Annotated in this window: 9 protein-coding genes, 2 pseudogenes and 1 other annotated feature (1 of these 12 cut by a window edge); of the genes and pseudogenes, 10 read left to right on the forward strand and 1 reads right to left on the reverse strand. The window is 34.1% G+C overall.

Features of this window, described 5'->3' with window-relative positions:
* From I4N53_RS11245 to I4N53_RS11280, 8 genes and pseudogenes are all read left to right on the forward strand, one after another.
* Nucleotides 1-112 (forward strand): UPF0236 family protein (locus I4N53_RS11245; protein ID WP_214496306.1); only part of this gene is annotated, 112 nt, incomplete at its 5' end.
* A 338-nt stretch (nt 113-450) separates the two neighbouring features.
* The gene (locus I4N53_RS11250) at nt 451-1,620 is read left to right on the forward strand and encodes an iron-containing alcohol dehydrogenase (RefSeq protein ID WP_013149746.1); all 1,170 of its coding nucleotides are present in this window, start codon (nt 451-453) and stop codon (nt 1,618-1,620) included.
* Between the two features lie 167 nt (nt 1,621-1,787).
* A complete protein-coding gene (locus tag I4N53_RS11255; RefSeq protein ID WP_013149747.1) occupies nt 1,788-4,313 on the forward strand; it encodes a transglycosylase domain-containing protein in 2,526 nt (841 codons plus the stop codon).
* A gap of 218 nt (nt 4,314-4,531) precedes the next feature.
* Nucleotides 4,532-5,695, forward strand: coding sequence for a M28 family metallopeptidase (locus I4N53_RS11260; protein ID WP_214496277.1), 1,164 nt, complete (start codon nt 4,532-4,534; stop codon nt 5,693-5,695).
* 326 nt (nt 5,696-6,021) lie between these two features.
* Nucleotides 6,022-6,606: a TetR/AcrR family transcriptional regulator gene (locus tag I4N53_RS11265; RefSeq protein ID WP_214496278.1), complete on the forward strand. Its 585-nt coding sequence runs from the start codon at nt 6,022-6,024 to the stop codon at nt 6,604-6,606.
* A gap of 48 nt (nt 6,607-6,654) precedes the next feature.
* Nucleotides 6,655-7,653 (forward strand): acyl-CoA dehydratase activase-related protein, encoded by a 999-nt coding sequence (locus tag I4N53_RS11270; protein WP_012994428.1) that lies wholly within the window; start codon nt 6,655-6,657, stop codon nt 7,651-7,653.
* Nucleotides 7,654-8,755: pseudogene (locus I4N53_RS11275) on the forward strand (2-hydroxyacyl-CoA dehydratase).
* 6 nt (nt 8,756-8,761) lie between these two features.
* A pseudogene (locus I4N53_RS11280) lies at nt 8,762-9,439 on the forward strand (acyl-CoA dehydratase activase); the annotation flags it as partial.
* 150 nt (nt 9,440-9,589) lie between these two features.
* On the opposite strand, the gene I4N53_RS11285 reads toward I4N53_RS11280, so the two are convergent.
* Entirely contained in the window at nt 9,590-10,078 is a 489-nt protein-coding gene (locus tag I4N53_RS11285) for an ECF transporter S component (protein WP_214496279.1), read from the reverse strand.
* Nucleotides 10,079-10,311: 233 nt separating this feature from the next.
* Between I4N53_RS11285 and I4N53_RS11290 the strand changes: the two genes are divergently transcribed.
* Both I4N53_RS11290 and fetB read left to right on the forward strand, forming a co-directional pair.
* Nucleotides 10,312-11,034: an ATP-binding cassette domain-containing protein gene (locus I4N53_RS11290; protein WP_214496280.1), complete on the forward strand. Its 723-nt coding sequence runs from the start codon at nt 10,312-10,314 to the stop codon at nt 11,032-11,034.
* Entirely contained in the window at nt 11,035-11,790 is a 756-nt protein-coding gene (fetB, locus tag I4N53_RS11295; RefSeq protein ID WP_214496281.1) for an iron export ABC transporter permease subunit FetB, read from the forward strand.
* 63 nt (nt 11,791-11,853) lie between these two features.
* Nucleotides 11,854-12,004: a binding site (T-box leader), on the forward strand; it runs 57 nt beyond the window's last position.

Raw genomic sequence — 12,004 nt, forward strand, 5'->3', positions numbered from 1 at the left:
AGTTAAAACGTCTACAAATGAAAAGATAAATAATATTACGGTTTTGAATATAGGGAAAGTAACGCCAATATACAGGATTTTAAGAGCAATAAAATATGCACAAGTCATATAAAAAACATGATAAGACGAAGCCCTGAATTAAGTAAATTCCAGGGGTTGTCTTAAAAAAATCCTACAGTATCTTGACACTATCGTCTTATACAAAACAATTTGCAAAACAAGTCGTCGATATAATTAAAAAAATGATTATGGAAGAATGGTTTGCTATGCATCGGATAAAATTGAGGATTGCAATTTATAATTATTAACAAAAATTTCCTTATTTTCATATTTCATTATTTTCTCCCTTTGTGTTATAATTTTCTAAAGGACATTTTTATTAATGTGTTTTGACATCTTGATAACTTCACATATGGCAACACGATAAAAAACTTTCAGGGGAGTGGTTTTATGGAGAACTTTGTTTTTTCAAGCCCTACAAAAATTATTTTTGGTAAGGGAACAGAACATCAAGTGGGTGAAGAGGTAAAAAATTACAGCAGTAAAGTGCTGCTTTGTTATGGGGGAGGAAGCATAAAGAAGACTGGTTTATATGATAAAGTTGTAGATTCTTTAAAAGAGGCTGGGATTGAGTTTATAGAGCTGTCAGGTGTAAAGCCTAATCCAAGGCTTGGTCTTGTGCAGGAAGGAATAAAATTATGCCGAGAAAACAATATCGATTTTATCTTAGCTGTTGGTGGAGGAAGTGTCATTGACACTGCAAAGGCTATTGCAATGGGTGTACCCTATGATGGCAATGTGTGGGACTTTTTTGTAGGAAAAGCGAAGCTTGAAAGGGCCTTACCTGTAGGTGTAATTTTAACTATTCCTGCAACAGGAAGTGAAGCGAGTGATGCTACAGTTATTACAAATGAAAACGGATGGTACAAAAGAGGATTTCACCATGACTTGATAAGACCTAAGTTTGCAATTATGAATCCAGAGCTTACATATACATTACCCAATTATCAAACGGCCTGTGGTGTTGCAGACATTATGGCACACGTAATGGAAAGGTATTTTACAAATGTCAAAAATGTTGATTTGACTGATAGGCTTTGTGAAGCTACTTTAAAAACTGTTATAAATAATGTGCGTATAGTACTAAAAGATCCCACAAATTATAATGCAAGGGCAGAAATTATGTGGGCTGGTACCATTGCACACAATGACTTACTAAGCACAGGAAGAATAGGAGATTGGGCTTCCCATAAAATTGAACATGAATTAAGTGCTATTTACGATATTGCCCATGGTGCAGGACTTGCGATTGTCTTTCCAGCCTGGATGAAGTACGTATACAAGCATAATATAAATCGCTTTGTACAATTTGCTGTAAGAGTATGGGATGTGGACCTACCTTATGAAAATCTCGAAGATATAGCATTAGAAGGCATAAAGCGCATGACGGAATTTTTTAAAGAGATTGGTCTTCCTGTTACGCTCAAAGAAGCAGGTATTTCTGATGACAGATTTGAAGAGATGGCCAATAAGTGTACAGACAATGGCAACAAAAAGATTGGTAATTTTGTAAAACTAGGAAAGGAAGATGTCATTAATATATATAAATTAGCAAAGTAATCTTTCAAAGAGTCAGTCATTTATTGACTGGCTTTTTTATAGATTTTTATATTTTTTTATTATTAATTAATAATTTGTTACAAATTGGTCATAAAAAATTGATATAATTTGTGATATAATCAATATGGCACAGTAGAAATTAGTAATTTTTAATATGGGGGATCAATATGAATAATAACGCAAATTTAAAGCGTAGTGAAAGGAAAAAGCATAAAGTAAAGGGGAAAAATAAAAGTACGGCAGTGGTCATTTTAAAGTTTATAATATATGCTGTCATAATTTTAATATTTGCTGGGATTGGGGCAATTGGAGGAAAAGTTTTAGCTATAATTAAAAATACTCCTCCGATTTCGCAAGAGGCTTTAACAGCGCAAAGGCAATCCTCCATTGTGTATGCAAAGGACAGCAATGGTCAGTGGCAGAGAGTTGCAATACTTCATGGTGCTGACAATAGGCTATGGGTTCCTATAGAAAAAATACCTAAAGATTTGCAGAATGCTTTTGTTGCTATAGAAGACCAAAGGTTTTATAAAAATAATTTAGGGATTGATCCTAAAAGAATCATTGGAGCCCTTATTGCTGATATTAAAGCAGGAGGCAAACCAGTTCAAGGAGCAAGTACTATAACACAACAGCTTGTAAAAAATACTATGCTTTCTAGTGAGAAGACGCTCACAAGAAAAATACAAGAGGCTATTCTTGCGTGGCAACTGGAACAAAAATATTCGAAACAGCAAATACTTGAAGCTTATCTCAACACCATATACCTTGGAGGACCTGACGTAAATGCTTATGGCGTTCAAGCAGCAGCATTAGCTTATTTTGGCAAAGATGTAAGCCAGTTAAGTTTAGCCGAGTGTGCTATGATTGCTGGCATTACTAATAACCCGTCACTGTATTCACCTTATGCCAATTTAGAGGCTGCTACAAAAAGACAACATCTTGTTTTACAGAAAATGCTTGAACAAGGTTATATTACTAAAGAACAGTATGATGAAGCAATAGCAGAAAAATTGGAATTTAAGAAAACGGATTTTACCACATATGACCATAAATATTTTATAGACCAAGTTATAAATGATGTAGCAGAGGAATTGTCTAAAAAACTCAGTATTTCTCATGACGAAGCAATAAACAAAATATACAATGGAGGACTCAGAATTTATTCAACAATGGATTTAAAAATACAAAGTTATATTGAAGAAGCTTTTAAAAACCCAGAACTTTTTCCCGTTAATTCAAAGATTAAAGAAGAAGTTCAGGGTGCAATGGTTGTAATGGATTGGAAAACAGGAGAGGTTAAGGGAATTGTTGGAGGACGGGATTCCTCAAATATAGTTAGAGGATTCAATAGGGCAACTCAAGCTTATAGACAACCGGGTTCTTCAATAAAACCTCTGACGGTTTATGGCCCGGCTTTGGAAAGTGGTCTTACAGCAGCAACAGTAGTTGATGATGTTCCAACGAGTTTTGGTAATTGGACCCCTCACAATTATGAAAGTTCTACCTATAGAGGACTTGTAACGTTGAGGGAAGCCTTGACTGATTCCTTAAACGTCCCAGCTGTCAAAGTTGTTGATAGGATAGGTATAGCTACTTCTGCAAACTACGGTAAAAAATTTGGACTTACTATAACTGACAACGACATGTATTTGCCTGCTCTTGCTCTTGGAGGACTTTACAAGGGTATCACGCCTCTTCAGGAGGCTGCTGCTTATGGAGCAATTGCAAATGGGGGAGTATATACAACACCTATTACTTTTACGAAAGTCACAGATTCTGAAGGGAACTTAATTTTAGAAAATAAACCCTTACGACATGTAGTTTTAAGCGAGCAAAGTGCCTATATATTGACAAGCATGATGCAAGACGTTGTAAAATACGGGACAGGTTCTCGTGCAAAACTTCCCAATATGCCTGTTGCTGGCAAAACTGGTACTACTGATAAGTACACTAATGCATGGTTTTCAGGATTTACACCTTATTATGTTGCTACTGTGTGGATGGGGTATGATAACAATTCCATATCACTATACGATAGTAGAACGGGTAGAAACGTAGTAGGAGGCACTTACCCTGCCCAGTTATGGAAGACAGTGATGCTTCAAATACACAAAGATTTGCCATATAAAGATTTTGTAAGACCACCAGGAATTATTTCTGCCACAGTATGTAAAGATTCAGGAGAACTTCCTACAGATTTATGTCATTTGGATCCTAGAGGTGGTAGAGCCTATACTGAAATTTTTGCACAGGGTACTCAGCCTACTACCTATTGCAGTGTTCATGTTGCAGTAAAAATAAATTCTCAAAACGGAAAACTTGCAACTGACTTAACGCCTCCTGACCTAGTAAAAGATGCTGTATTTATAGATCCACCAGGAAGAACACCAGAGCAAAATGCGGTGGCACGAGATGGCAAGTATGTAGTACCGACAGAATATGATGACACAACTTCAATATTGCCAGAAAATAATGAACCTACTAATGAAACTGTGCCGCCTGATAATAGCCAGCAGCCGTCTTCTGATAATAATAACAACAACGCACAGCCTCCTGATGAACAATTACCCAATACACCACCTAATAATAATGGCAATACTCAGACAAATCCTGATAATACACAAGATACCAACTCGAACTCGAATATTTTGCAAAAACTTTTTCCGAACAGAGGAAATGGGAGGCCATAAAAAATTTAAAGCATACTTGAAAGCCTGGCTTTCGAGTATGCTTTTTTTACAAATGTGGTATTATTAAGATAAATGGAGGTCGGATATTAACAATATTTTGAAAGTATAGCTAAAATAGCATATAGGTAAAGCGCTTTATAATGAGTGATAATAAATTGAGCATGTAGCGCAGTAAAAAATACATAATATAAGTATTCTATTGAAAGGGGGCTTTTAATTTGAAAAGTATTTACTATTTAAAAGAATTGACTAAGTTTGGACATAGAGGTTCCGCAACAAAAAATGAAAAGCAAGCTGCAGACTATATTTTAAATGAATTAAAAAAGATGGGTTATAAAGTTGAAATCCAGACTTTTAAAACTACAAGAGATAATCTCTATATGCTTCCTTTACAAGTGGGTGTTTTGCTATTTATTTGCGGCTTATTCTCATTGATGTACGGTAGACCTTTAGAAATAGCAGCATTTTTACTCAGTTTATTTGCAATAAGTCTTTTGCTATTAGAAGTAAGTGGTAAGCCAATTGAAACAAGCATAATGCCAAGGCATTTGTCTCAAAATGTTTTTACAACTTTTGATGAAAGCCGCAGCAAAAGAATAATTGTATCAGCTCATTATGATACGCAAAGAGGAAGTCTTATGTTTCATCCTAAAATTGTAGATAAACTGAGTATTATTTATAACATTTGTTATGTAGGATTTGGGTTAGTTCCTATTGGGATTTTGCTAAAAGCCTTAAAACTTAATGTTATAGCTTATATCTCGTTGTATCTTGGGCTTTTTATTGTTTTTGTAACTGTAATATTTATGGCTATATGTGAAGTGACAGGTAGATACACACAGGGGGCTAATGACAATGGGACAGGGACAGCTCTTACTTTGGCATTGGCTAATTGCTACATAAATAACAAAGATAAATTTCCTGACAATGTGGATGTAATATTCTTGTTTACTGGCAGTGAAGAAGCTGGGGAAAGAGGGATGAAAAATTTTATAAAGAAGTATGGTAAAAAGCTTCCTAAAGATACACAATTTATAATACTTGACAATCTTGGAAGTGGAAAAATTACATATCTTGAGGGAGAAGGAATGGTATTTTATAAAAGAGCGAGTGAATTGTTGTTTGACGTAGCAGAGGACATGGCAAAAGGTCACGCTGACAAAGTTCAAAAGATGAAAAATTTGCTCCTTCCTACAGATGCTCTTCCAGCAATGGCCGCTGGATTTGATGCAATAGCGTTTCTTGCAAAAGATGAAAAGGGCAGACTAGGAAATTACCACTGGTATACAGATACAATAGAAAATGTCGATACAGAACTTTTAGATTATGAAGAAGAATTTTTTAAGGAATATTTGCTTAAAGTAGCCCAAAGATTAAATTGACAAAAAATTAACTTAACTATATTTGGAAAATCGAATATAATCTATATGGAAGGATGAGAAAAGTGGAAGTTGATTTGTATAGTAAAGTAACTATGATAAACTTCGATTGCTGCTTAATTAAATATTTGGCGGTAATCGAAGTTATATTTTTATATATTGTTTATAGTGTTGAAATAATTAGTTAATCAAAGGGAAAAGAATAAAAGATGTATGAGTGTTGGATTGATAAGGAAAGAAGATAAATAAAGAGCATTTTTGTTTTATGGCAAAGATATGTTATAATATGTATGCAAGCAATTACTTGCATACTGTTGTGAGGTGTTTTAATGGGCGATTCAGTAAAGGAAAGAATAGTTGTGTCTACTTTAAAATTGATTTCTGAAAAGGGATATAAATCTGCTACTACTAAAAATATTGCAGAAGAAGCAGGAGTAAATGAAGTGACGATTTTTAGATGTTTTGGAAGCAAAAAAGATATAGTGCTTTATGCATTAAAAGAGCTAGAATTATTAAAACCTGTAAATGAAAAAATATTGGACAAATGTACATGGAATTTAAAAGAAGACCTAATTATGCTGGCACATGAATATCATAAAAACTTTACAGAGGAAAAGGCTAAAATCATGATGGGTCTGAGGAGTCCAGAGATTTTTGAAGAAGTGAAAGAATATTTGATGAAGATTCCGAAAGGTTTTAAAGAAGTTTTGATAAAATATTTTGAAAAAATGTATGAGAAGGGATTATTAAATACCGATAATTTTGAACTTTTAGCCTTTGCTTTTATGTCACTGAATTTCGGCTTTATTTTAATGAATGTTTCTTATGGTAACAAGTTAATTGGCTTTGGAGATAGTGAATTTGTCAAAAAAACCATAGAAATTTTTGTAAGGGGAGTAGAAAAGAGTGACTGAAGTAGTTAAAATATGATATAGGATGTTTTTAGGAGAGGAGAACAAATAATGAAAATTGGTATTCCAAAAGCCTTAATGTATTATTTTTATTATCCTTTCTGGAAAACTCTTTTTGAAAGCCTCGGTTTTGAGGTGGTCACATCTGGTGATACTTCAAAGAGTGTTTTAGATGCCGGTGTGAAAGAGGCAGTTGCTGAAATATGCGTACCTATGAAAGTATATACAGGACATATTTTAAACTTGCTAGATAAAAATGTTGATTATATATATATTCCAAGGTTTGTAAGTTTGAGAAGAGGTATTTTTATGTGCCCTAAATTTATGGGATTACCTGATATGATCAAAGGGCTTTTTGATGGCATTGAGGATAAAATTCTAACCCATAGTATAGTAGCAAAGAGTACGGATATAGCGGAATTTCATAATTACACAGTCTTTATTGACAAATTAGGGGTGAGTAGAAGAGATTTAAAAAATGCTTTAAAGAAAGCTCGAAGTAAATGGCTTGAGTTTAGAGTTTTAAATAAGCAAGGCTATGATTTAAATGAGCTTTTGACAAATGAAGAACCAAAAAAATATGATGGCGATATTACTATAGGTCTAATTGGTTATGTATATAATGTTTATGATAGATTTGTTAATATGGATTTGCTTAATGTTTTTCGCAAGCTCAACATAAAAGTTGTGACTTTTGATATGATGGAAGAAAAGGTAATACAACGGCAGTTAAAAAAATTTAAAAAGAATATGTTTTGGGAATTTACTAATATGCTTTTAGGTACGGCTTATGAGTTTATGGAAAGAGACGACATTGACGGTATTGTTCATATTACCGCCTTTGGTTGTGGTCCTGATTCAATTCTTGAGCCTTTTTTAATTATAGATTCTGAAAAATATAAAAAACCTTTTATGACTTTAAGGATTGATGAGCAAACAGGTGAAAGTCATATAATTACACGAGTTGAGGCCTTTACTGACCTTATCAAGTTAAAAAAGCATAAAGATTCTGTTATAGCTGAAGAAAAGTCTAAGGAAGGCGTGATTTGAGTGAAGATAACATTTCCCTATATGGGTTCGCCTTATATATATGAAAAATTGTTTAGTTTGCTTGGCCACGAAGTTGTAACGCCACCGAGACCGTCTCAAAAAACGATAAATTATGGTGTAAAATATAGCCCTGAATTTGCTTGTTTTCCTCTAAAAGTTATTTTAGGCACGTATCTTGAAGCTATCGAATTAGGAGCAGATACTATATATAGTAACTTCTGGCGGGAATGGTCCCTGCAGAGCGGGCTATTATGGAGAAGCTCAAAAGAAAATACTCAAAAATATGGGTTATGACATTGAATTTATAATATTTGGCGAACCTAAAAGAGATTTAAAGGGATTTATGGATAATGTGAAAAAAATAAAAGGTAATAATTCTTGGGGAAAAGTTCTCAAAACTGTAAAAACTGTTTACGATATGGCTAAATCTATGGACAAAGTAGAAAAAATTGTTGAAGTTAAAAGAGCTTATGAATGCAATAAAGGTGAATTTACTAAAGCATGGCATGAGATTGCAGAAGAGTATAGAAAGATAAAAACTTCTGAAGATGTGAAAGTCATTGAGGAAAAAGCTATTAAAAGATTAAATAGTATAAAAACTTGTGAAGTTCCGGAAGAAGAAAGAATTAGAATAGGAATAGTGGGAGAAATATATGTGGTTATGGAACCTTCTGTAAATGGCAATATAGAAGAAGTTTTAAATAGTTATGGTGCAGAGGTTGAAAGGTCCCATTATATTTCTGAATGGATTGATTTTAATTTGATACCTTTGCCTTCTTACAAGGAGAAAGAGCACGAGATTTTGAAAAAAGCTGAAAAATACATAGAGATAATAATTGGAGGCCATGCTAAGCAATCTGTCGGTGCAATAATTGATTTTATGGAAAGAGGATTTGATGGAGTTATTCACTTGAAACCCTTTGGATGTTTACCAGAACTTATTTCTCAAAGTGTGATAGATAAAATAATGAGAGAGTATGACTATCCAATTTTGTCACTTTCTGTAGATGAGCAAATGGCGATTGCCAATGTATTAACGAGAATAGAAGCTTTTTTAGATGTTATAAAACTAAAAAAACACAGAAAAAGGATAGCGAGGTAGACAAAAGTGGAGAAAATATATATTGGTGTTGATGTAGGGTCAGTAAGTATAAATGTTGTAGCCATTGATGAAAATAACGAGGTCTTATTCAAGTCGTACGTAAGAAATGTTGGGCAACCAATTGACACTGTAAAGGATGAGCTAGCAAAATTACACAATGAATTGGCAAATAAAGAAATAGGTGGGGTTGGCGTAACTGGAAGTGGTAGACAGCTTCTTGGATATGTCCTTGGTGCCGATGTAGTAAAAAATGAGATCACTGCCCATGCTACTGCTACATTACACTTTCATCCAGATGTTAGTACTATTTTTGAAATTGGTGGACAGGACTCCAAACTTATTATTATAAATGATGGGACAATAGCTGATTTTGCTATGAATACAGTTTGTGCTGCTGGTACAGGGTCGTTTCTTGACCACCAGGCGCAAAGACTCGGAATAAAAATTGAGGAGTTTGGAGAAATTGCGTTGACTGCAAAACGAGAAGTGAGAATCGCAGGTAGATGTACAGTCTTTGCAGAATCTGATATGATTTCGAAACAGCAATACGGTTTTAGTAAAGCGGAAATATTAAGAGGTCTTTCAAAAGCGCTTGTAAGAAATTATATGAACAACCTTGTAAGAGGAAGAAAATTGAGGCCGGTTTTTGTATTCCAAGGTGGTGTTGCGGCAAATATTGCGATTTAAAGAAGCATATATAAAATTTTTTAAACCAGAACCGATTGATGGTGCTTTAATGATAGTAGTTGCTACTATAGGTCTTGCAGAAAATAAAAAGCCTCCGGATTAGTTTACCAAACAAGGGGAGAATAAAACTTTCTCCCCTTGTTTTTATTATTGTTCTTTCGCTTTTTTGAAGTAATTTTCAAGCAATGCAATTACTATAATTCCCAGTATACCTCCTATGAGTGCTGTTATAAGCTGGGGTGTTGTAAAAGCCTGTACAATTTTTAATGGAACTTTTACATTGAACAGCTGCATTATATATTTTACTGATAAAGCAAGCCATATAAACTTAACTACAGCACCTAGTATCATTCCTATTACTTTGTTTTTTTGCGTTGAAAAAAGTATTACATATACTCCATTGCCAATCATTATGAAAGGAATCATTAAAGGAAATCCCATTATGCCTACCAAAAATGCAATTACCGGTGTTAAAAGTCCTATTATAACTCCTGACCACATTCCTACAGTTCCAGCAGCGATTAAAAGCATTGCATTAACGATAGAACCTGTTATTAGTTGGGGCATTTTTAAGAACTGAAATATTAAAGTGATGGCGAGTAAAATAGCGGTTCTTGTTATGAATTTTACATTCACACAAATCGCCTCCTTTCCTTTCTTGTCTGGGAATCTTCGCCTCGCAATGTTCGGTTCAGGATAGCATAGGGAAATAATTACCTCATATTGTCAATTATATTTTATTACTTTAACAAAAGAATGTCAAATAAATATCAAAGTTGCAAAGAATTTTTTACTTTGTTGACTTTAATGAAAGATAGAGATACAATTTAAATATAAATGTAACAGTTGTTACAATAGAGGTGATTTATGTGAATAAAATAGAATTTAAAGAGGTAAGTTACAGTAGTTTTGGAAAAGAGATATTAAAAGACATTTCTGTAAAGTTTGAAGGTGGAGCAATACATACTATTGTCGGCCCTTCTGGAGCTGGAAAATCGACGCTGATTAAACTGATAAACCGATTGATAGATCCAACCCATGGCAGTATTTTAATAGACGACGTGGATATTAAAACAATAGATGTGATAGACTTAAGAAGAAGAATTGGAATGGTTTTTCAGCAGCCTCATCTTTTTGAAGGAACAGTTAAAGACAATATTGAGTATGGTCCAATGCTTAAAGGCGAAAAAAATATAAACGTGGAGTATTATTTGAGCATTGTAGGATTGAATAATGAGTATGCTACAAGAGATGTGAAAAATTTATCAGGAGGGGAACAGCAAAGAGTTTCTATAGCGAGAACTCTTGCAAATAATCCTGAAGCTCTTTTACTTGATGAACCTACATCAGCCCTTGATCCTACCTCTACAGAAATAATAGAAGAATTAATAGTTAAGCTGAAGGAAGAAATGAATCTGACGGTTATTTGGATAACTCATAACATGGAGCAGGCTAAGCGCATTGGGGATTACACAGCACTGCTTAACAAAGGGATATTAGTAGAATATGCAAAAACTTACGATTTTTTCACAAATCCCCAAAATGAAATTACAAAATTGTTTATACAAAGCAAGTTAAAGGAGGAAGGTTAAATGAGTGTATTGTCTTTGACATTGGCGTCAAGTCTTGTGATAATATCAATTTTTATTTCTTATTACCAAAAGCTGGGGATTGAAAAAGAAATAGTTATAGGTACTATAAGAGCAGTTGTGCAGCTTGCAATAGTGGGATACATTTTACACTACATATTTTCTGCAAATAATGCTTTATTTACCTTGGCAATGGTGACTTTAATGATAGTAGTTGCTGGAAATAATGCTTCAAAGAGAGGGAAGGGAATACCGAATGTTTTTTATTTTATCACTTTTTCAATTGCCTTAAGTGCCGCGATTACAATTTCTCTGCTTATTTTATTTGGGAATATACATTTTAGACCCCAGGAAGTTATACCTGTGTCAGGAATGATAATAGGTAATGCAATGGTGGCATCGGGGCTTGCTGTTTCAAGGCTAAAAGACGAAATAAAAAATAAGTCAGAGGAAATAGAAGCGTATTTGTCACTTGGTGCAACTTCAAGGCAAGCCGCACAAAAAGTGATAAAGACAGCGATAAAGACAGGTATGATTCCTACAGTTGACAGTATGAAAACTCTTGGTATCGTCCAACTTCCAGGGATGATGACAGGTCTCATATTGGGAGGAGTGGACCCTATTGAGGCAGTTAAATATCAGATAATGGTTACATTTATGTTAGCCTCTACAGTAGCGATTTCCTGTTTTAGTGTTACCTTTCTTACATACAGAAACTTTTTTACAAAGTACCATCAACTTGTGTCTGATTTACAATAATATTGTTTAAAATGATATTGCATTTATTTCTATTTTGTAATAAAATAATGTACAAATCAATTTGTAAATGCAATGAAGTGGAGCAGTAGGCATTGTAAGCTTTAAGAGAGCCGTTGGTCGGTGCAAAACGGTAGCCTAAGATGCCGAAACTCGCCACGGAGCAGGCATACTGAAGTGTAGTAGGTATGCACGGTTACCGCCGTTACAGGTTTAA

It is taken from the genome of Thermoanaerobacter sp. CM-CNRG TB177 (assembly GCF_018588165.1).
GTDB classification, from domain to species: domain Bacteria; phylum Bacillota; class Thermoanaerobacteria; order Thermoanaerobacterales; family Thermoanaerobacteraceae; genus Thermoanaerobacter; species Thermoanaerobacter thermocopriae.

Excerpts from the sequence above, each read along its gene's own strand:
- I4N53_RS11255 (WP_013149747.1), top strand. The coding sequence starts at position 1,788 with ATGAATAATAACGCAAATTTAAAGCGTAGTGAAAGGAAAAAGCATAAA.
- I4N53_RS11270 (WP_012994428.1), top strand. The coding sequence starts at position 6,655 with ATGAAAATTGGTATTCCAAAAGCCTTAATGTATTATTTTTATTATCCT.
- I4N53_RS11250 (WP_013149746.1), top strand. The coding sequence starts at position 451 with ATGGAGAACTTTGTTTTTTCAAGCCCTACAAAAATTATTTTTGGTAAG.
- I4N53_RS11265 (WP_214496278.1), top strand. The coding sequence starts at position 6,022 with ATGGGCGATTCAGTAAAGGAAAGAATAGTTGTGTCTACTTTAAAATTG.
- fetB (WP_214496281.1), top strand. The coding sequence starts at position 11,035 with ATGAGTGTATTGTCTTTGACATTGGCGTCAAGTCTTGTGATAATATCA.